A 19,592-nucleotide genomic window follows, 5' to 3' on the forward strand; every position below is an offset into this window, starting at 1 on the left:
GACTGAGGTCTACAGCTTCTGCATCGGGACGCCACCGATCAGCATCAGCCGGACCGTCCCGCCCGAGCCGAAGTCGATCGTCACCGTCGCGCGCGGGCCGATGCCGTCGGCCGCGACGACCGTGCCCAGGCCGTACTTGTCGTGGTTGACCCGGTCCCCGACGTCGAGGTTCAGCGTCTGGTTGTTCAGCGACCGCTCCGGGACCTTCCAGCTCCCGCGGTCGGTCGCCTGCGGACGCTTCCCGAACCCGAACCGCCCGACCGGCGCCGACGGGCGCTGCGCGGCGAGCTGTTCCTCGCTGCGCCGCCAGTCGAGCAGCGAGGGGGGCACCTCGTCGAGGAAGCGCGACGCCGGGTTGGTGCTGGGCTGCCCGAACGCGGACCGCACGATCGCCCGGGACAGGTAGAGCCGCTTCTCCGCGCGGGTGATCCCGACGTAGGCCAGCCGGCGCTCCTCGGCGAGCTCCTTGGGATCACCGAGGGTGCGCAGGTGCGGGAAGATCCCGTCCTCCCAGCCGGTCAGGAAGACCACCGGGAACTCCAGACCCTTCGCCGTGTGCAGGGTCATCATCGTGACCACGCCGGAGTCGTCGTCGGGGATGGAGTCCGCATCCGCGACGAGTGCGACCCGCTCCAGGAACGCGGCCAGCGAGCCGGGCTCCGGGACACCGTCGGGGGTGTCGTCGTAGGTGTCGGTCTCGCCCTCGGGTGCCGCGCCGTCGGGTGCCACGCCCTCTGGTGCCGCGCCGGACCCGATCGCGCCCCCTCCGTCCGACGCGAGGTCGGCGACCGCGGCGTCCCCCGCGAACTCCCGCGCCACCGTGACGAGCTCGGCGAGGTTGTCCATCCGGGTGCCGTCCTGGGGGTCCTCCGACGCCTGCAGCTCCTCCAGGTAACCGGTCCGCGCGTAGACGGCCTCGAGCACCTCGGCGGTGTCGTCGCCGCGGTCGACGAGCTCGCGCAGCTCGTCGAGCATGCGCACGAACCCGGCGATGTTCTTCTGCGAGCGGGTCGCCAGCGCGGGGAGCCGCTGCGGCTCCTCGGCGGCGGTGCGCAGCGCGCGGGCGAACGAGGTGCGCTCGCGCTCGGCGTACTCGGCGACGACGGCCTCGGCCCGGTCCCCGATGCCGCGCTTGGGCACGTTGAGGATGCGGCGCAGGCTGACCGTGTCCTCCGGGTTGGACAGCACCCGCAGGTAGGCCAGCGCGTCGCGGATCTCGCGGCGCTCGTAGAACCGCACCCCGCCGACGACCTTGTAGGGCAGCCCGACCCGCAGGAACACGTCCTCGAAGACACGGGACTGGTTGTTGGTCCGGTAGAAGACCGCGATGTCGGAGTTGCGGTACTCGCCGGTGTCGACGAGCCGGTCGATCTCCCGGGCGACGAACGACGCCTCGTCGTGCTCGTTGTCCGCGACGTAGCCGACGACGCGCTCACCGTCGCCCGAGTCCGACCACAGCCGCTTGTCCCGGCGCTCCGGGTTGCGGGCGATCACCGCGTTCGCCGCGGACAGGATGGTCTGGGTGGAGCGGTAGTTCTGCTCCAGCAGGATGGTCCGCGCGTCGGGGAAGTCCTGCTCGAACTCGATGATGTTGCGGATGTTCGCGCCGCGGAAGGCGTAGATCGACTGGTCCGAGTCCCCGACGACGCACAGCTCGCCGGGCCGCCCGTTCGCCGTGGCCGGGGCGACGAGCTGGCGGACCAGCTCGTACTGCGCGTGGTTGGTGTCCTGGTACTCGTCGACCATCACGTGCCGGAAGCGGCGCCGGTAGTACTCGGCGACGGCGGGCAGCCGGTCCAGCAGCGAGACCGTCTCCATGATCAGGTCGTCGAAGTCGAAGGCGTTCGCCTGGCGCAGCCGCGACTGGTAGACGCCGTAGACCTCGGCGATGCGCCGCTCGTGGTCGGTGGCGGCGCGCTCGGCGGCCTCGTCCGGCGAGACCAGCTCGTTCTTCAGGTTGGAGATCTGGGCGGCCAGTGCCCGCGGGGCGAACTTCTTCGGGTCCAGCTCCAGGTCGCGCCCGACGATGCCGACGAGGCGACGGGTGTCGTCGGCGTCGTAGACGGAGAAGGCGCTGCGCACGCCGAGGTGCTTGGCCTCGCGGCGCAGGATCCGCACGCACATGGAGTGGAAGGTGGACACCCACATCGGCCCGGACCGCCGCCCGACGAGGGCGTCGACGCGCTCCTTCATCTCGGCCGCGGCCTTGTTGGTGAAGGTGATCGCCATGATCTCGCCGGGATGCACCCCGCGCTCGGCGAGCAGCCAGCCGATCCGGTGGGTGAGCACCCGGGTCTTGCCCGACCCCGCGCCGGCGACGATCAGCAGCGGCGAACCCGCATGGGTCACGACCTCCCGCTGACGGTCGTTGAGGCCTTCCAGCAGGCGGCGGCCCTGGGCCGTCGTCGGCTCGGCAGCGGCGGAAGGGCCCGTCCCGGGGAGTTCGAACAGCGCACTCATCGTGTCGAACACGGTACGCCGGGGGTCCGACACACCCCGCTCCGGCGTCGCCGGTCCCCAGGAATCACGGCGCCCCGGTGCGCCGGGTGGTCTACACTCACCGCGTGGCACACGACGGGCGATTTCGCTACGGGTACCGGACCCCGGTTCCCGCTGCGCCGCCCGTCTGAGCCCAGACGCCACCCGCACGCCCCGGAGTCCGACGGACCCGGGGCGTTCGTACGTCCTCGGTCCCGACGGACCGTGACCGAGACGAGGAGACCATGACCGTGACCGATCCCGCAGCCCCGCTCCGGCACGAGCACCGAGGTGCGCACCGGAGCCGACCCCGAGATCGAGCAGCTGCGCCGGGAGATCGACCGGCTCGACGCCGAGATCCTCGACGCGATCCTGCGCCGCACCGAGGTGTCGAAGCGCATCGGCGCCGCCCGCATGGCCGCGGGCGGACCGCGGATCGTCTACAGCCGCGAGATGGCGGTGCTCGACCGGTTCGCCGACCTCGGACCCGAGGGGCGCGAGCTGGCGATGATGCTCCTGCGGCTGGGCCGTGGACGCCTCGGCGGCCGCTGACCCCTGGCGCGACACCCGGTCGCGTCCGGCGACCGGGTAGAGGTGACGACCGTTCGGCGATTCACGCACAGTGCACAGCGCGACACGCCGGCGAGCGCCCCACCTGGGGTTCAGGTCAGGTCACCCTTGCGCAGGGGTTGCCTTCCGAGGCAACGAGCAGGCCGAGCGGTCGGATACGGCCGATGAACGGGAACCACCCGAAAGGGTTACCTGCGACGAGCGGAGGGTGATCACTTGGGAATCAAGCGCTCCTTCCGGTACATCTTCCCAGGTCGAAATGACCCGAAGGAGGACGTGCGGCCGTGACCGACACACCTGCCGGAGCCCCGCTCCCCGGCGCCCCCGGCGCCACCGGGCCCCGCGACGTGGTGAGCGTCGCCGAGCTACTGGCGCGCCACTCGCGCGCTTCCCGCGCCTCTTCCGACGGAGCGGGCCCGCTCACCGGGCCCGTCCTGTCCGTCGGCGACCTGCTGCGCCGGGAAGGGCGTCCCCCGGTGGCCGAGGGTGCCTCCGCCGACGCCGCCTCGGCCGGTGACATCGCCGCCGCGGGCGCCCCGGGCGGCTGGCCGGACATCGACCTCCCGCAGCCCCGCTCCGCGGCCGTCGCCGACGGCTGGACCGGCCGTCAGGTGTCCGGGCGTCGGCGCGCCGGTGTGGTCGCCGGAGCGCTGCTCGCCGCGGGCTCCGTGCTCGGCGCCGCCCTCTACAACGGCGTCGGCACCGAGAACTCCGACGCGCGCGCCGCCGCCGACGGCCTGTTCCCCGGCTTCGGCCTGCCCACCGCGGGCACCCCGGACACGCTGACCGCCCAGTACCTCCCGGCGAACGTGGCGCTGAGCTCGCCGCTGCCGGACGCACCCGCCCCCGGTGCCACCGACTGGATGGCCGTCGCCTTCGGCCCGCAGCAGCCGGTGCAGGCGGTCGCGGCCGGCCGTACCCCGGGCACCGCCGCCGGGCCCGCCGCCGCGGTCCCCGCGCCCCGCACGCCCTCGACCGGCAACCCGGGCACCGGGTCCCCGTCGTCGCCGACGGTCCCGGGGCCGCGCGGTGCCGGCGGCACGGGCTCGCCGCTCGCGCCGATCGTCGCGCCGATCAACAACCCCGACCGGGCCCCCGCCGGCAACCTGCTCGAGCCCGTGACGGGCACCCCGCCGTCGCGCGGCGGGACCAGCACCGGCCCGCTCCAGGACGTCACCGAGAACGTCCGCCCGGTCGGCAACGCCGTCGGCGGCGTCGTCGCCCCGGTCGCGCAGACCGCGGCACCGGTCGGCAGGGCCGTCGGCGGCGCCGTGTCCCCGGTCACCGAGGCCGTCCGCCCGGTGACGGACGCGGTCAAGCCGGTCACCCGGCCCCTCACCGACACCCTCGAACCGGTGACGACGCCGGTGCTCGGCGCGCTGTCGCCGGTCACCGAGCCCGTGCTCGACAGCACCAAGCCGCTCACCGGGCCGATCCTGAAGGCCGCCGAGCCGGTCACCGGGCTCCTCGACACCTCGGCCAAGAAGCCCGACACCGGTTCCTCGTCCGACGAGGCCACCCAGCCGCTGCAGGCCGTCACGAAGCCCGTGGGGCAGGCGGTCAGCACGGTGACCGAGCCGGTCGGGAGCGCCCTGTCCGGCGTGACCGAGCCGGTCGGCGGGGTGCTCGGCGGTGTCACGAAGGGCGCCGGCGGGCTGCTGGGCGGCTGACGCCCTCCCACCCACCACGACGACGGCCCCGGCCCCCGCACACGCGGAGGCCGGGGCCGTGTCGGTGCCGGCGCACACGTGCCGTGTCAGGCCAGCCGACGGTCGGAGCCGATGCTCCTTCCGGCTCGCTCCGGTCGCTGCGCGACCTACACGAGCCTCCTGTCGGTGCCGATGCTCCTTCCGGCACGCTCCGGTCGCTGCGCGACCTACACGAGCCTCCTGTCGGAAGCCCAGCGGGACAGCTCGTGCCGGTTCGACGTCTGGGTCTTGCGCAGCACGCTCGACACGTGGGTCTCCACCGTCTTCACCGAGATGAACAGCTCCTTCGCGATCTCCTTGTAGGCGTAGCCGCGGGCCAGCAGCCGCAGCACGTCCCGCTCCCGCTTGGTCAGCTGGTCGACCTCCGGGTCCACCGGCGGTGCCGCGCCCGGGCGGTCGGAGAACGCGTCCAGCACGAACCCGGCCAGACGTGGCGAGAACACCGCGTCGCCGGCCCGCACGCGCCGCACGGCGTCGGCGAGGTCCCGGCCCGAGATCGTCTTGGTGACGTAGCCGCGGGCGCCGGACCGGATCACCGAGATGACGTCCTCGGCGGCGTCGGACACCGACAGTGCCAGGAACACCGACTCGGTGCCCGCCGCCCGCGCCCGACGCAGGATCTCCGCGCCCCCGCCGCCGGGCATGTGCACGTCGAGCAGCACCACGTCCGGCGCGAGGTGCCCGACGCCGGCCACCGCCTCGTCGACGGAGCCCGCCTCGCCGACCACCTCGAGCACCGGGCTGCGCCCGTCGCCGCGCTCCAGCTCGGCGCGCACGCCGGAGCGGAACAACGCGTGGTCGTCGACCAGGTAGACCCGGATACCGGTGTCGTCCGGACCAACCGGGGTGTCCTGCACGTCGTCGGCGGTGGTCATGCCGTCTCCTTCTCCCTCAGCGGCATCGACAGCCGCACCTCCGTGCCCTCGCCGGCCCCGGTGCGGATCCGGACCGTACCGCCGTGGCGGCGCATCCGGGCGTGCACCGAGTCCGCGAGGCCGTGCCGGTCGTCGGAGACCTCGTCCGGGTCGAAACCGGTGCCGCGGTCGCGCACGAACACCTCCGCGGCGCCCGGCCCCTCGGCCGAGGCGGGCTCGACCTCCACGTAGACGTCGACCTCGGACGTGCCCGAGTGCTTCGCCGCGTTCACCATTGCCTCACGCGCCGCCAGCACCAGGGCACGCAGGTCGTCGTCGAGCTCGGCGTCGCCGACCAGCACCGGGCCGACGGTCACCGCGTAGGTGTCCTCGACCTCCCCCGCGACGCGCGTGATCGCCACCGACAGCAGCGTCTCCGCCGCGTCCGGGCTGCCGCTGCCGCCGCGGGCACGCCCACCGGGCCCGTAGAGCCAGGCGCGCAGCTCCCGTTCCTGGCCGCGGGCCAGCCGCTGCACCTCGCGCGGGTCGCCGGACTGCCGCTGGATCAGGGCCAGGGTCTGCAGCACCGAGTCGTGCAGGTGCGCGGCGATCTCGGCGCGCTCGGCGGCGACCGCGCGGGCCCGCCGCTCCTCACCGAGGTCGCGCACCAGCCGCACCCACCAGGGGACGGTGAGGACCGCGACACCCAGCAGCGTCGCCAGCGCCGCGAGGATCCCGAACCGCACCTGGCCCAGGTCCAGGTTCCCGAGCAGGAACACCGCCAGCCCGGTCAGGACCAGCGCGGCGCCGAGCAGGGTGCGAGCCAGCGCCGCACGGCCGGCCCCGACACGGCTGCGGGCGTCGCGCGCCCACTGCCGTCGCTGCGCCTCGTCGGCCTCCCGCCACACGACGGCCGCGCCGACCGTCGCCAGTCCCAACGGGCCGGCGATCCAGCCGAGCACCGCCGAGCCCGAGGTCACCGCGACCAGCGACAACCCCAGACCCAGCGTCAGCAACCCGGCGGCCTGCAGCCGTTCGGACCGGGTCAGGGTCCGCTCGACGATGTCGGCCTCCTGCCGCAGGAACACCCACAGCAGGCCGTAGGCCAGTACGCCCGCCCAGCCCAGCAGGCTCAGGGCGACGAAAGCCGCCCGGATCCACCGGACGTCGACGCCGAGGTGGTCGGCCACCCCACCCGCGACGCCGCCGACCATCCGCCCGGAGCGGCGCCGGGCCAGCGGGACGCGCGCTCCGGGGCTCGGCGGCACCGGGCCGCCCGGCCGCGGGGACGCGGGCTGCGCGGGCGCAGCGCCATCGGAGACCGGCACCGTCGGCGCATCCGCCGACGACCGTGCATCCCCAGAGGGCTCCGCAGAGGGCTCCGCAGAGGGCCGTGCGTCCGCCGACGACGCTGCGGCGCCGGTCGAGGGATCCGAGCTGTTCACGACACCATCGTCACACGACCCCCGCCGGATCCCCTCCGGATCGGGACCGGGGTCGTCTCGGGGTTGTCCCCGAGACGCCGGGGCCCGCCCGGACGGCAGGCTCGACGCCATGAACGAGACGCAGCTGCCCGGGAGCGGCCGACCACCGTCGGCGGCAACGACGGCCCGGAACACCCTGCGCGACATGTGGGACTCCCGGCCCCTGCGTCCGCGCGACGACCGCAAGCTCGCCGGGGTCTCCGCCGCGATCGCGCGCCGCTACGAGATCGACCCGACGCTGGTCCGGGTGGGGTTCGTCGTCGCGGCGATCGTCGGCCCCGGAATCCCGCTCTACCTGGCGGGCTGCGCGGTCCTGCCGGACGCCGGGCCGCCCGGCAGCCCCGTCCCGCCGCGCAACGGACCGTCCTCCGCGCTGTCGGTGGCGCTGCTGGTCATGGCCGCGCTGCTGGCCGTCCCGCTGGTGCTGTCCAGCGACCGGGTGATCCCCGCCGCCGTCACCATCGCGCTGCTCGTCACGCTGCACGTGACCCGGGGGAACCGGCCCGGGGCCCGGGAGGCCGCCGCGGCGCCCACACCCGTGGTGCCGTGGGTCGCGGACCCGCACGCCCCCACCGTGGCGGTGGCTGCACCACCGGCCTGGGATCCGCTCGGCGTTGCCCCGTTCGCCTGGGACCTGCCCGAACCGGGCCCGGAGCCGGGTCCGCCGCCGGCCCCCCGGTCGTCGCTGACGCCGATCACGCTGGCCGTGTCGCTGGTCGTCGCCGGGATGGTCGGCGGGCTCGCCCTGGCCGCACCGGGGGCGGTGCCGGCCTCGGCCGTCCCGGGGGCCGCGCTCGCCGGCGTCGGGATCGGGCTGGTCGTCGGTGCGCTGCGACGCGCCGGACGCTGGCTGGTGCCCTTCGCGGTGCTGCTCGCGCTCGTCACCGCGGCCACCATCCCGCTCAACGACGCCGTCGGCCCCGACGGATGGGCCGTGCGCGGTGGCATCGGGGAGGCCGTCGAGGCCCCGACGACCGCGGCCGCACTCGCCCCGGAGTACCGGCGGGGCACCGGCGCCGTCGAGCTCGACCTGACCCGCCTCGACCTCACCGCGACGCCCGGCGCGACCGGACCCGTCCGCACCCGGGCCGAGGTCGGCGCGGGGCTGGTACAGGTCCGGGTCCCGCGTGACGCCGACCTGCGCGTCCGCAGCTCGGTCGGCACCGGCGACCTGACCGTCGACGGACAGACACGCACCGGGCAGAACGTGGACCTGACCGTGAACGACCCCGGCCCGGACGGACCCGGTGGCCGGGTGCTGGAGCTCGACCTGCGGGCCGAGCTGGGAACCGTGGAGGTCACCCGTGGATAGCTCGCTCGTCCGTCGCACCGACCCGTTCGCCTTCGTCGCCGGGATCCTGTCGCTGCTGGTGGCCGTGTGCGGGGTCCTCGGGATCGCCCCCTGGGAGGTCGTCGACCTGCGCTGGATGCTCGCCGGGACCGCGGTTGTGGCGGGGATCGCATTCCTGATGGCGAGCGTGCGTAACTCCCGGGCCACATCGGACGACTAAAGGGTCATCACGGGAGCCGGCGGGCTGGGGAGCGCCGCCGGACCCGCTGCCGCCCGCGTGGCAGCGGCGTCCGACGGGGGTCGGACACCGCACAGGCCCGGGCTGGCCGGGGCGGGGCCGAGACATCGGCCCCGCCCCTGTTACGTCGGGCCCCGGCTCACTCCCACTCGATGGTGCCCGGGGGCTTGCTCGTCACGTCGACGACCACCCGGTTGACCTCGGACACCTCGTTGGTGATCCGGGTCGAGATCCGCTCGACGACGTCGTAGGGCAGCCGGGTCCAGTCCGCGGTCATCGCGTCCTCGCTGGACACCGGACGCAGGACGATCGGGTGGCCGTACGTGCGACCGTCGCCCTGCACGCCGACGCTGCGGACGTCGGCCAGCAGCACCACCGGGCACTGCCAGATCTCGCGGTCCAGCCCGGCGGCGGTCAGCTCCTCGCGGGCGATCGCGTCCGCGGCGCGCAGGGTCTCCAGCCGGTCGCGGGTGACCTCGCCGATGATGCGGATGCCCAGGCCGGGGCCGGGGAACGGCTGACGTCCGACGATGACCTCGGGCAGCCCCAGCTCGGCGCCGACCATCCGGACCTCGTCCTTGAACAGCGCGCGCAGCGGCTCGACGAGCTCGAACTCGATGTCGTCGGGCAGTCCACCGACGTTGTGGTGGCTCTTGATGACCGCGGTGCCGTCACCGCCGCCGGACTCCACGACGTCCGGGTACAGCGTCCCCTGCACGAGGAACCCGACGTGGTGGTCGGCGGCGACCTCCGCCGTGGCCGCCTCGAAGACCCGGATGAACTCCCGGCCGATGATCTTGCGCTTCTGCTCGGGCTCGGTGACCCCGGCGAGCGCGTCGAGGAACCGGTCGGCGGCGTCGGCCACGTGCAGCGTCGCGCCGGTGGCGGCGACGAAGTCCTTCTCGACCTGCTCGCGCTCGCCCGACCGCATCAGCCCGTGGTCGACGAACACGCAGGTCAGCCGGTCACCGATGGCGCGCTGGACGAGCGCGGCGGCGACCGCGGAGTCGACCCCGCCGGACAGCCCGCAGATCGCGCGACCGTCGCCGACCTGGGCGCGGATCGCCTCCACGGTGTCGTCGATGATCGACGCCGTCGTCCAGGACGGGCGGATGCCCGCGACGTCGTGCAGGAACCGACGGAGCACCTCCTGGCCGTGCGGGGAGTGGCCGACCTCCGGGTGGTACTGCACGCCGGCGAGGCGCCGCTCGGTGTCCTCGAACGCGGCGACCGCGACCCGGTCGGTGGAGGCGGTGACGGTGAAGCTCGCCGGCGCCGCGGTCACCGAGTCCCCGTGGCTCATCCACACCGGGTGCGTGCGCGGCAGGCCGTCGTGCAGCGTGCCGGGGGTGCCGGTGAGCGCGACCTCGGTGCGGCCGTACTCGCGGGTGCCGTCGTGGGCGACCTCGCCGCCCAGAGCGCGGGCCATCGCCTGGAAGCCGTAGCACATGCCGAACACCGGGATGCCCGCCTCGAACAGCGCCGGGTCGACCGCGGGGGCGCCCTCGGCGTACACACTCGCGGGTCCCCCGGAGAGGATCACCGCGGCGGGCTCGCGGGCCACGATCTCGGCGACGGGCAGGGAGGCGGGCACGATCTCGGAGTAGACGTCCGCCTCGCGCACGCGACGGGCGATGAGCTGCGCGTACTGGGCGCCGTAGTCCACGACGAGGACGGTCGGGGTCTGCACACGACCAGGGTAAACGGGCGACGCAGGTCACCCGCCGTCCGCACCGTCTCGCACCGCCCCGGCACCGTCTCGTCGATCCTGATGATCCCCGCCCGGCCGCAGGCGTGCGGCGTAACGGCGAGGCCCGGTTGCTCCGATGGGGGGATGACGGCACCGTACGACCTGGAGGCACGCCCCGATGGCCACCACCCCGACCGGCCACACCACCGGCACCGGCACCGGCACCGGCACCGGCACCGGCACCGGCACCGGCGATACCCCCGCCGACCCGGCCGTCGACGGCACCACCACGACCGTCGCGCCGCTCGTCCCCGCCCAGCGCTCCGCGCCGGAGCAGGAGACCCGTCCGGCCGCCGCGCCCACCGCGGCCCCCGCCGCGGTCCCCACCCTGGCCCCCGTCGACGAGCCCGGTGCCGCGGAGCCGGCCCGGGAGACCGCGGCACCGGTCGTCCCCCGGGCCCGCGCGTTCCGGGCCCGGGTCCTGCCGGTGTTCCTCTGCGCCGCCGCCACCGGCACCGCGGCGATCGCCGCCGCAGGGCTGATCATGACCCCGTCGGCGACCTCGCCGCTGCCCACCCCGCAAACCGTGACCGCGTCCGGCGCGACGGTGCCGCAGGGCCCGCCGCTGCCGCAGACCGTCGCCGCGTCGCTGGTCGGGTCCGCCGCCGGGACCGGCCTGTGGGCTGGGGACCCGGTCGTCGCGATGACGGCGTGGCGCGACAACGGCGGCCTCACCCACCTCACCGCGATCGGCGACGGCTTCACCCGGGTCGCCGACGCCGCGGGCCGTCAGGACGCGGTGGCGCTCGCCGTCGCCTGCGGACGGCTGCGGACCGCCGTCGACGCCGCGCGGGCCTACGACGCCGTGCCCGACGCCGCCGCGCAGAGGTCCTGGGCCGCGCTGCTCGACCACGGCGCCGCCGCCGCCACCGCGGGGACCTCCGGGGCGCTCGCGCTGGACCCGTCCCAGCTGTCGGTGTTCACCACGCAGGCGAACCTGGTGCGCGACGACCTGACCGCCGTCACCGACCGGGTCCGCGCCGTCCTGGCGGGCTGACCCTCACTCCTCGTGCCGTCCGCGCGACCGCAGCGGCGGCGGCTGCACCGACCCGAGCAGCGCCCGCAGGTCCGCCGCGCTCGCCGCGCGTCGCCCGAGGTCGACCGCGACGGTCGGCGCGATGTCGCGCAGCCGCCCGAGCAGGGCCGGGTCGGCCAGGTCGTACCGGCCCCCGGCCGTCCCGGTGACGATCGCGTCCGGGCCCAGCGCCCGCACCGCCTCCGGCTCCGGGCTGCGGTCCTCGCCGACCGGGTCGACGCCGTCGAGCCTCCCCGCGCAGCCGACCAGCTGCGCGCCCAGCTCCAGCAGCAGCTCCCCCACCCGGGGATCGGTCGCGACCACCCGCACGACCGGCCCGCGCAGCGGCACCGGGGTCCCGGTCGCGTCGACGAAGGCACGTCCGCCGCCCATGGCGGCTCCGGCGGTGGGGCGGCTCATCGGCGGGCTCCTCCTGGGGTGACGACGGCGTCACCGCCGAACCTACCGCGGCGAAACCCGTTCGACCGCCGTCACCGGAGGCGCCTAGCGTGGTCCGCCGTGACCAGCCCGACCGAGACCCGGATCCGCCGCGCCCTCACCAACTGTTCCAAGGGGGAGGCGACGCGGCTGGTCCTGCCCGCGTGGGTCCGCGACCTGGACCCGGACCGGCTCGACGACGTCCGCGGCTGGCGTGACCCGAAGGCCCCCGACCGCGGGGTACTGCTCGTCCCGACCGACGACGGCCCGGCCGGTGTCGTCCTGCGCGCAGCCTCCGGCGGCGCCCGGTCCGCCGCGATGTGCGCGCTGTGTCGGACCACCCACACCGTCGGCGGGGTCGCGCTGTTCGCCGCTCCCCGGCGCGGGGCGAAGGGACGCCAGGGCGACACCGTCGGCACCTACATCTGCGCCGACCTCGCCTGCGCCGAGCACGTCCGCGTGGAGACGGCCACGGCCGCGCTCAAGCCCACCCCCGACACGACCGTCGACGAGCGACGGGCCGGGCTGCGGGAGCGGGCCGTGGAGTTCGTCGCCGCCGTCACCGGGTGACCCAGCACTCCCCTGCTCGCATCGCTTGTCGTCATCGGCTCCCTCGTCGCTGCCTGCGACAACGACGACGAGGACACGACCGCTGACCGGCGGCTACTGCGCCCGCACGTGGTGGTGCTGATCTACTCGACCGGTGGATCAGGAGCTGATTGCGGTCGCGGTGGTTCGTGGCCCGCACGGCGTCCTGGTCGGCCGCCGGACTGATGGCATCCCGCTGTGGGTGTTCGCAGGCGGAAAGGTCGAGCAGGGCGAGACCCCTGCCGCGGCCGCCGTGCGGGAGACGGCCGAAGAGACGGGCCTCGTGGTCGACGTCGTCGCTGAGATCGGGCGCCGTCGCCACCCGCGGACCGGACGGCTGATGGTCTACGTTGCGTGTCGCCCCGTCGGCGAGGTCGAGCCGGTCGCGGCGCCGGAAGAGCTGGCTGAGGTTCGGTGGGTGTCGCCGGTCGAGCTGGGCGAGCTGATGCCGGATCTGTTCGGCCCGGTCCGCGAGTACCTCGGGGAGGAGTGAGCGGCCGGTCGCCCCCGACGACACGAAGAACGGCTCGAAGGCCGAGAGCCGTGGGACGCGACCAGGATCAGTCGGGCAAGGCGTGGCGTGGATGTGTCACGAGACCTGACACGTCCGGCCAACGTGTTAGGTTCATCCGAATTTTTTAACGTGTGGAACGGATGAGGTGAAGGAGTTGACGCGTGTCCTGGAGCCCCGACGTTCCCTTCAACGATCTGCCCCCGCTGCCGCCGGCCGGACTGGACCTCGAGCCGAAGCCCGTGCTCAAAGCAACCATCGAAGCCCGAACAGCGCTGGCGACACTCGCCCAGGCCGGCCAGTTCCTGCCGAACCCCAACATCCTGATCCATGCTGTCCCGCTACTCGAGGCGCAGGCCAGCTCCGAGATCGAGAACATCGTGACCACGGCCGATGAGCTGTTCAAGCACGTCGACTCCGGTGGGGGAGATCACGCCACCAAGGAGGCACTGCGCTACCGCAGCGCGCTGTTCGCGGGGGTCGAGTCGATCAGGGACCGGCCGCTCACGTCTGTGACTGCAGCTCGAATCTGCTCCGAGCTGCAGGGCCGGGAGATGGCCGTTCGTGCGGTGCCCGGCACGCGCATCGCCAACCCGGCCACACGGCAAGTCGTGTACGCACCGCCCGAGGGGGCGGACCTCATTCGCGACAAGCTCTCGGATTGGGAACGCTTCGTCCACGCTGACGACGATCTCGATCCACTGGTGCGCATGGCGGTGGGCCACTATCAGTTCGAGGCCATCCACCCCTTCCACGACGGCAACGGTCGTACCGGCCGCGTCATCAACATCCTGATGCTCATCGAGGCTGGTCTGTTGAACGACCCGATCCTCTACCTCTCACGCGCCATCATCGCCCGCAAGAACGACTACTACCGACTCCTGCGAGCCGTGACAGAGGACGGCGCCTGGATCGAGTGGGTCCTCTACATGCTCGACGTCGTCCGCGAGTCCGCTGTGTCGACGACGCGAAAGATCGGAGCCATCCGCACGTGTCAGGAGGACATCGCCGAGCGAGCTCGCGCTGCTACCTCGGGTGGACGGGACGCGCAGTTCCTGGCCGTGCTGTTCGAACAGCCCTACTGCCGCATCAGCACTGTCGCACGCCGGTGTGACGTATCGCGCCAGACCGCTTCCACCTGGCTGCACGCCCTGGTCGAGGCAGGCCTTCTCCACGACGTCAAGGCCGGTCGAGAGACCCTCTTCGTCAACCACGAGTTCCTGAGTGTGTTGACTCGCCCTGAGTGACAGAGCACGAAGAGTGCGAGCGCTGACCGGCGACGACGACCACCAGCTCGTGGTCCCGCCGGACGGCGGAACTACGGCTCGGAGCGCCGGCTCAGGTCCGCAGGTTCAACCCGACCCGCTGGAACTCCTTGAGGTCGGAGTAGCCGGTCTTCGCCATCGCCCGGCGCAGCGCGCCGAACAGGTTCGTGGTGCCGTATGGGCTGTCGGTCGGCCCGAACAGCACCTGTTCCAGGGACCGGCCGGACCGGGCGAGCCCGGTCACCTCCGACCGGGGCAGCGACGGGTGCGCCGCCGAGGAGGTCCAGTAGAGCCCGCCGGCCGGGGATTCCGTGGCCTCGGCGAGCTGCTCGCCGAGCATGACCGCGTCGGCGCCGCAGGCCACGGCACGCGCGATGTCACCGGAGGTGCCGATGCCACCGTCGGCGATCACGTGCACGTACCGGCCGCCGGTCTCGTCGAGGTAGTCACGACGGGCCGCCGCGGCGTCGACGATCGCGGTCGCCATCGGGACGCCGACCCCCAGCACCTCGTCGGTGGTGGTCGAGGTGGCCTGCCCGTACCCGACGATCACGCCGGCGGCGCCGGTGCGCATCAGGTGCAGCGCGGTGCGGTAGTCCCCGACCCCGCCGGCGACGACCGGGACGTCCAGGTCGGCGATGAAGTCCTTCAGGTTCAGCGGCTCGCCGTCCGAGACGTGCTCGGCGGAGACGATCGTGCCCTGCACGACGAGGATCTCGACGCCCGCGGCGAGCAGCGCCGGGGTGAGCTCGCGGGCGCGCTGCGGGCTGACCCGCGCCGCGACGGTGTGCGAGCTGTCGCGCAGCGGGCGCAGCGCCTCGGTGATGAGGTCCTGCTGGATGGGGGCCTGGTGCAGCTCCTGCAGCAGGGCGACCGCGGAGTCCGGCTCGTCGCCGGTGGCCGCCGCGACGATGCGCTCCAGGGCGCCCTTCGGGTCGGCGTGCCGGGCCCACAGGCCCTCCGCGTTCAGCACCCCCAGACCGCCGAGCTCGCTGATCCGCACCGCCGAGTCCGGCGACACCACCGCGTCGGTGGGGTGGGTCAGCAGCGGGATGTCGAAGCGGTAGGCGTCGAGCTGCCAGGCCGTCGAGACGGCCTTCGAGCTGCGGGTCCGCCGCGACGGGACGATCTCGATCTGGTCGAGGTCGTAGGCACGACGGGCCTCCCGGCCCATCCCGATCTCCACGAGGTCACGCACGGGCACCACCCTAAGCGGCGCTGCTCAGAGCGGTGCTGGGGCCCCCGTGACTACCGCGCGGCGTAGTTGGGGGCCTCGACGGTCATCGTGATGTCGTGCGGGTGGCTCTCCTTGAGACCGGCCGCGGTGATCCGCACCAGGCGCGCCTGCTGCAGGTCCGGGATGGTCTGCGCGCCGACGTAGCCCATGCCCGAGCGCAGCCCGCCGCCGAGCTGGTGCACGACCGAGGACAGCGGCCCGCGGAACGGGATCCGGCCCTCGATGCCCTCGGGGACGAGCTTGTCCTCGCTGAGCACGTCGTCCTGGGCGTAGCGGTCCTTCGAGTACGACCGGCCCGCCGCGCCGGCGCGGCCCTGCATGGCGCCCAGCGAGCCCATGCCGCGGTAGGTCTTGAACTGCTTGCCGCCGACGAGCACAACCTCGCCCGGCGACTCCGCGGTGCCGGCCAGCAGCGAGCCCAGCATGACCGTCGACGCGCCGGCCGCGATCGCCTTGGCGACGTCGCCGGAGTACTGGATGCCGCCGTCGCCGATCACCGGGACGCCGGCCGGGGCGCACGCCCGGGTGGCCTCGTAGATCGCGGTGATCTGCGGGGCCCCGACCCCGGCGACGACCCGGGTGGTGCAGATCGAGCCCGGCCCGACGCCGACCTTCACCGCGTCCGCGCCCGCCTCGACGAGCGCCTTGGCGCCGTCGAAGGTGGCGACGTTGCCGCCGACGACGTCGACGTGGTCGCCGACCTCGGCGCGCAGCTTCGCGACGGTCTCCAGCACCCGACGGGAGTGACCGTGCGCGGTGTCGACCATCAGGACGTCCACACCGGCCTCGACGAGCTGCATCGAGCGGGCGTAGGCGTCGTCGCCGACCCCGACCGCGGCGGCGACGACGAGCCGCCCGTCCGGGTCCTTGGTCGCCAGCGGGTACTGCTCGGTCTTGTTGAAGTCCTTGATCGTGATGAGGCCGCGCAGCATGTCGTCGCCGTCGACGATCGGCAGCTTCTCCAGCTTGTGCCGGCGCAGCAGGCCCAGCGCCGCCTCCGCGGTGACGCCGACCTTGGCCGTCACCAGGGGCGCGCGGGTCATGACCTCCGACACGGGCCGGTCGGTGTCGACCTCGTAGCGCATGTCGCGGTTGGTGATGATGCCGACCAGGCGGCCGGTCTCGTCGGTCACCGGCACGCCGGAGATCCGGAACTTGGCGCACAACGCGTCGACGTCGGCCAGGGTCGCGTCCGGGCTGCAGGTCACCGGGTCGGTCACCATGCCGGCCTCGGACCGCTTCACGACCTCGACCTGTGCGGCCTGCGCGTCCGGCGAGAGGTTGCGGTGCAGCACCCCGAGACCACCGGCGCGGGCCATCGCGATCGCCATGCGGGACTCGGTGACCGTGTCCATCGGGGACGACACCAGCGGCACCTGGACCCGCACCCGGCGGGTCACCTGGCTCGATGTGTCGGCCGAGCTGGGGATCACGTCCGACTCGGCGGGCAGCAGCAGCACGTCGTCGAAGGTCAGCCCGAGCATCGCGAACTTGTCCGGCAGGCCGCCCATCTCGCTCGTCATCTCTCCGGGGCTCCTCTTGCGGTCGAAGCAGTGTTGTCGAGGCGGTGCGGTCGACGCTGACGGCGGGCTCCCGCCGCAGGCCGCCATCGTACGTCCACCACCCCGGGGTGGGCCGGGCCCCGACCCCCCGCACCGGTACCGTGTACACCGTGTCACCAGAGGCGCTGCCACCGGACCCGTTCGCCGGAGACCCGGATGATCCTGCGCTGTCGATGCAGGCCTACGACGACCGTGGTGACGGCGCGTGGCCGGGTTCCGGTGACCCGGAGGTACCCCCGTTGAACGAGACCGACCGCGGCGAGATCCTCGCCGACCTGGCGGACCTGGCCGTCTACCAGGCACTGCTGGCGGGCCGCGGCGTCCGCGGGATCGTCGTCGACTGCGCCGACTGCGGCGAGCAGCACTTCCACGAGTGGAACCTGCTGCGAGCGAGCCTGCAGCAGCTCCTCGACGAGGGCCGGATGCGGCCGCACGAGCCGGCCTACGACCCGGACCCGGCGCACTACGTCACGTGGGAGTACTGCCGCGGGTACGCCGACGCGACACTCGCCGACTGAGCCCGGCGCGACCACCACCAGACACGAAGGGCCCCGGAGGAGATCCTCCGGGGCCCTTCGCCGTACTCGGTGCCGTACCGCGTCGGTTCGGCGTCAGTTCGGCCTGCTGCTCACCGCGCCGGTCGTCGTCGACGACGGCGGGGTGGTGTCGTCCGCCGGGTCGCTCTGCCCCTCCCCTGCCGCGGTGGGCCGGGTCGTGGGCGAGGTCGTCGGGGTCGTCGGGTCCGCCTGGCCCTCCGTCGTCGGCGAGGTCTCCGACGGCGACGGCGCCGGGGTGGGCGCGGTCTCCCCCGGCCCGCTCAGCACCGACGGGTCGGTGGTGCCCTCCGGCGAGGTCGGACCACCCGGGGTGGTCGTCCCCTCCGAAGGCGGCGGGGACGGCGTCGGGGTGTCCTCGTCGCCCTCGGTGACCGGAGGCGGCGGGGCGGGGGTCCCGTCGCGCAGCGGCGACCGCGGGTCGGTCGGTGTGCCCGGCGGGGTCTCGGCGACCTTCTGGCTCAGGAAGCGGTTCTGCTGCTCGAAGTCGTCGCGCACGTCCGGTGCGGTGCGGTCGACCAGCGGGCCGAGCGCGGCGAGCTCCTGCTGCGCACCGACGGTGTCCCCGGCGGCGAGCTTGGCGTTGACCCGCTCGATGCCCTCGCGCAGCGTGGCCGCCGCCTGCACCTGCTCGGCGCGCTCGCTGTAGAGCACCCGGGAGACCCCCCACAGGGCGTCGCCCGGCTGGGCCTCGTGCGCGCTGATCGACACGACGGCCAGCGCACACGCCGCGACCGCCGCGGCGGCGACGAGCGGGCGCAGGAAGGAGACCTTCCGCGACGGCTTCGCCGGCTGCAGGATCTGGACGGCCTCGTCGGTGTCGACGAGCTGCGGGATCGGGTCCCGGTCCACCCCGTCCTTCCACGACGAGAGCATCGCGGCCAGGTGGTCGTCGACGTCGTAGCCGCGCCGGCCGGGCCCGGACACGCCGAGCCCGGAGGACAGGGCGTTGATCAGCTCGTCGTCGGACTGGAGCTCGACGAGGTCGACCGGGCCCTCGTCCTCGATGTCGTCGAAGGCGTCCCAGTCGTCGCCGCGGGCGGCGTGCCGCCGCACGACCGGCTGCGGGACGGTGTGCGCGTCGAACGGCAGCGGGTGGCCCCGGTGACCGAGCGGGTGGGAGTGGCCGTTGGTGCGGGGCGGGCGCGGCTCGCCGAAGCGGCCACGCGTCACCGGCGCGGGCGGTCGCTCCCAGCCCTCACCGGGTGGGGGGAAGCCCGGACCGTGCGGACCCTGGTCACGCATCCCGGACCACCTGCTCACTCATCATCTTCCTCAGCCGGGCCAGCGCCCGGTGCTGGGCGACGCGGACGGCGCCCGGAGTGGAGCCGACAGCCGCCGCGGTCTCCTCCGCGGACAGTCCCACGACCACGCGCAACACGATGATCTCCCGATGCTTCTCCGGAAGGATCTCCAGGAGCTTGGACATCTCCTGCGACAGTTCCACCTGCAGGGCCCGGGACTCGGGGCCGTCGGAGGACTCCATGCGGTCCGGCACGTCGGCCATCGGTTCGGAGCGGTTCCGGGACGCAGCCCGGTGCGCGTCGATGACCTTGTGGGACGCGATGCCGTAGACGAAGGCGAGGAACGGGCGCCCTTGCACCCGGTACCCCGGCAACGCCGTGAGCACGGCCACGCAGACCTCCTGGGCGACGTCGTCCGCCGAGACGGACCCTCGGTCGGTCCCGAGTCGGGCGCGGCAGTAGCGCACGACGAGGGGCCGAATCATGGCGAGAACGCGCTCGACCGCGGACCGGTCGCCGGCCATGGCGGCTTCGATCCACTCGTCGGGAACGTCTCTTGATTCACTCATCGTGGGGAACCGCCCAGGCGTTACGAGCATCCAGCAGTGTCATCCGATCGTGGAAGCAACCCGCGTTCGCGCAGGTGAGTCCCGCTCGGATCCACCGTATCCGAGCGGGACTCGCCGACGGGAGTCGCTCCATGCCAGATCAGACGATCGTGCACAGTTCCGGGTTGCGCGGGGCCCGTCCGGAACACGTCCACGGGGCGACCACGGTCGGCAAGCGGTTCGTCACCCACCGCAG

18 protein-coding genes are annotated in these 19,592 nt (G+C 73.8%); 9 read left to right on the top strand and 9 right to left on the bottom strand.

Annotated features, from left to right (window positions below; all coding sequences use genetic code 11):
• Window positions 1-9: 9 nt before the first annotated feature.
• Entirely contained in the window at window positions 10-2,460 is a 2,451-nt protein-coding gene (locus KPL59_RS10000; protein ID WP_226360643.1) for a UvrD-helicase domain-containing protein, read from the bottom strand.
• Window positions 2,461-2,769: 309 nt separating this feature from the next.
• On the opposite strand from KPL59_RS10000, the gene KPL59_RS10005 reads away from it, so the two are divergent.
• Window positions 2,770-3,030, top strand: coding sequence for a chorismate mutase (locus KPL59_RS10005; protein WP_149663792.1), 261 nt, complete (start codon window positions 2,770-2,772; stop codon window positions 3,028-3,030).
• 302 nt (window positions 3,031-3,332) lie between these two features.
• Entirely contained in the window at window positions 3,333-4,718 is a 1,386-nt protein-coding gene (locus KPL59_RS10010) for a hypothetical protein (protein WP_226360644.1), read from the top strand.
• A gap of 206 nt (window positions 4,719-4,924) precedes the next feature.
• Here KPL59_RS10010 and KPL59_RS10015 read toward each other — a convergent pair whose 3' ends face one another.
• Together KPL59_RS10015 and KPL59_RS10020 are read right to left on the bottom strand one after the other, a co-directional pair.
• Window positions 4,925-5,632, bottom strand: a complete 708-nt coding sequence (locus tag KPL59_RS10015; RefSeq protein WP_226360645.1) for a response regulator transcription factor — start codon at window positions 5,630-5,632, stop codon at window positions 4,925-4,927.
• Window positions 5,629-6,939: a PspC domain-containing protein gene (locus KPL59_RS10020; RefSeq protein ID WP_374111612.1), complete on the bottom strand. Its 1,311-nt coding sequence runs from the start codon at window positions 6,937-6,939 to the stop codon at window positions 5,629-5,631. The genes KPL59_RS10015 and KPL59_RS10020 overlap by 4 nt, the downstream gene beginning before the upstream one ends.
• 226 nt (window positions 6,940-7,165) lie before the next feature.
• On the opposite strand from KPL59_RS10020, the gene KPL59_RS10025 reads away from it, so the two are divergent.
• Together KPL59_RS10025 and KPL59_RS10030 are read left to right on the top strand one after the other, a co-directional pair.
• The gene (locus KPL59_RS10025; RefSeq protein WP_226360646.1) at window positions 7,166-8,407 is read left to right on the top strand and encodes a PspC domain-containing protein; all 1,242 of its coding nucleotides are present in this window, start codon (window positions 7,166-7,168) and stop codon (window positions 8,405-8,407) included.
• Complete coding sequence (locus KPL59_RS10030; RefSeq protein WP_226350689.1) at window positions 8,400-8,606, top strand: hypothetical protein; 207 nt, start codon at window positions 8,400-8,402, stop codon at window positions 8,604-8,606. The genes KPL59_RS10025 and KPL59_RS10030 overlap by 8 nt, the downstream gene beginning before the upstream one ends.
• A 157-nt stretch (window positions 8,607-8,763) precedes the next feature.
• Here the strand turns inward: KPL59_RS10030 and guaA are convergent, their stop codons facing one another.
• Window positions 8,764-10,314: a glutamine-hydrolyzing GMP synthase gene (guaA, locus tag KPL59_RS10035; RefSeq protein WP_226360647.1), complete on the bottom strand. Its 1,551-nt coding sequence runs from the start codon at window positions 10,312-10,314 to the stop codon at window positions 8,764-8,766.
• A 178-nt stretch (window positions 10,315-10,492) separates the two neighbouring features.
• Between guaA and KPL59_RS10040 the strand changes: the two genes are divergently transcribed.
• Window positions 10,493-11,371: a hypothetical protein gene (locus KPL59_RS10040; RefSeq protein ID WP_226360648.1), complete on the top strand. Its 879-nt coding sequence runs from the start codon at window positions 10,493-10,495 to the stop codon at window positions 11,369-11,371.
• A gap of 3 nt (window positions 11,372-11,374) precedes the next feature.
• Here KPL59_RS10040 and KPL59_RS10045 read toward each other — a convergent pair whose 3' ends face one another.
• A complete protein-coding gene (locus tag KPL59_RS10045; RefSeq protein ID WP_226350692.1) occupies window positions 11,375-11,809 on the bottom strand; it encodes a hypothetical protein in 435 nt (144 codons plus the stop codon).
• A gap of 99 nt (window positions 11,810-11,908) precedes the next feature.
• On the opposite strand from KPL59_RS10045, the gene KPL59_RS10050 reads away from it, so the two are divergent.
• From KPL59_RS10050 to KPL59_RS10060, 3 genes are all read left to right on the top strand, one after another.
• Complete coding sequence (locus tag KPL59_RS10050; protein WP_226360649.1) at window positions 11,909-12,397, top strand: FBP domain-containing protein; 489 nt, start codon at window positions 11,909-11,911, stop codon at window positions 12,395-12,397.
• A 133-nt stretch (window positions 12,398-12,530) separates the two neighbouring features.
• On the top strand, window positions 12,531-12,908 hold the full coding sequence (locus tag KPL59_RS10055) for an NUDIX hydrolase (RefSeq protein ID WP_226350693.1): 378 nt from the start codon (window positions 12,531-12,533) through the stop codon (window positions 12,906-12,908).
• Between the two features lie 182 nt (window positions 12,909-13,090).
• Complete coding sequence (locus KPL59_RS10060; RefSeq protein WP_226350694.1) at window positions 13,091-14,173, top strand: Fic family protein; 1,083 nt, start codon at window positions 13,091-13,093, stop codon at window positions 14,171-14,173.
• A gap of 91 nt (window positions 14,174-14,264) precedes the next feature.
• Here the strand turns inward: KPL59_RS10060 and KPL59_RS10065 are convergent, their stop codons facing one another.
• Together KPL59_RS10065 and guaB are read right to left on the bottom strand one after the other, a co-directional pair.
• Entirely contained in the window at window positions 14,265-15,389 is a 1,125-nt protein-coding gene (locus KPL59_RS10065; protein ID WP_226350695.1) for a GuaB3 family IMP dehydrogenase-related protein, read from the bottom strand.
• A gap of 50 nt (window positions 15,390-15,439) precedes the next feature.
• On the bottom strand, window positions 15,440-16,951 hold the full coding sequence (gene guaB / locus KPL59_RS10070; RefSeq protein WP_020622332.1) for an IMP dehydrogenase: 1,512 nt from the start codon (window positions 16,949-16,951) through the stop codon (window positions 15,440-15,442).
• 149 nt (window positions 16,952-17,100) lie between these two features.
• Between guaB and KPL59_RS10075 the strand changes: the two genes are divergently transcribed.
• Window positions 17,101-17,508 carry a DUF5319 domain-containing protein gene (locus tag KPL59_RS10075; protein ID WP_043276535.1) on the top strand — a complete coding sequence of 136 codons (408 nt, stop codon included), beginning with the start codon at window positions 17,101-17,103 and terminating at the stop codon, window positions 17,506-17,508.
• A gap of 93 nt (window positions 17,509-17,601) precedes the next feature.
• Here KPL59_RS10075 and KPL59_RS10080 read toward each other — a convergent pair whose 3' ends face one another.
• Together KPL59_RS10080 and KPL59_RS10085 are read right to left on the bottom strand one after the other, a co-directional pair.
• The gene (locus KPL59_RS10080) at window positions 17,602-18,789 is read right to left on the bottom strand and encodes an anti-sigma-D factor RsdA (protein ID WP_226360650.1); all 1,188 of its coding nucleotides are present in this window, start codon (window positions 18,787-18,789) and stop codon (window positions 17,602-17,604) included.
• Complete coding sequence (locus tag KPL59_RS10085; protein WP_060714331.1) at window positions 18,782-19,357, bottom strand: sigma-70 family RNA polymerase sigma factor; 576 nt, start codon at window positions 19,355-19,357, stop codon at window positions 18,782-18,784. Before KPL59_RS10085 ends, KPL59_RS10080 begins: the two co-directional genes overlap by 8 nt.
• Window positions 19,358-19,592: the final 235 nt, after the last annotated feature.

Origin of the sequence: Pseudonocardia sp. ICBG1142 (assembly GCF_020496255.1) — a bacterium.
Taxonomy (GTDB): domain Bacteria; phylum Actinomycetota; class Actinomycetes; order Mycobacteriales; family Pseudonocardiaceae; genus Pseudonocardia.

Bases quoted from the DNA above. Each gene is read 5' to 3' on its own strand.
- KPL59_RS10000 (WP_226360643.1), bottom strand. From the start codon at position 2,460: ATGAGTGCGCTGTTCGAACTCCCCGGGACGGGCCCTTCCGCCGCTGCC.
- KPL59_RS10015 (WP_226360645.1), bottom strand. From the start codon at position 5,632: ATGACCACCGCCGACGACGTGCAGGACACCCCGGTTGGTCCGGACGAC.
- KPL59_RS10025 (WP_226360646.1), top strand. From the start codon at position 7,166: ATGAACGAGACGCAGCTGCCCGGGAGCGGCCGACCACCGTCGGCGGCA.
- KPL59_RS10040 (WP_226360648.1), top strand. From the start codon at position 10,493: ATGGCCACCACCCCGACCGGCCACACCACCGGCACCGGCACCGGCACC.
- KPL59_RS10045 (WP_226350692.1), bottom strand. From the start codon at position 11,809: ATGAGCCGCCCCACCGCCGGAGCCGCCATGGGCGGCGGACGTGCCTTC.
- guaB (WP_020622332.1), bottom strand. From the start codon at position 16,951: ATGACGAGCGAGATGGGCGGCCTGCCGGACAAGTTCGCGATGCTCGGG.
- KPL59_RS10080 (WP_226360650.1), bottom strand. From the start codon at position 18,789: ATGCGTGACCAGGGTCCGCACGGTCCGGGCTTCCCCCCACCCGGTGAG.
- KPL59_RS10085 (WP_060714331.1), bottom strand. From the start codon at position 19,357: ATGAGTGAATCAAGAGACGTTCCCGACGAGTGGATCGAAGCCGCCATG.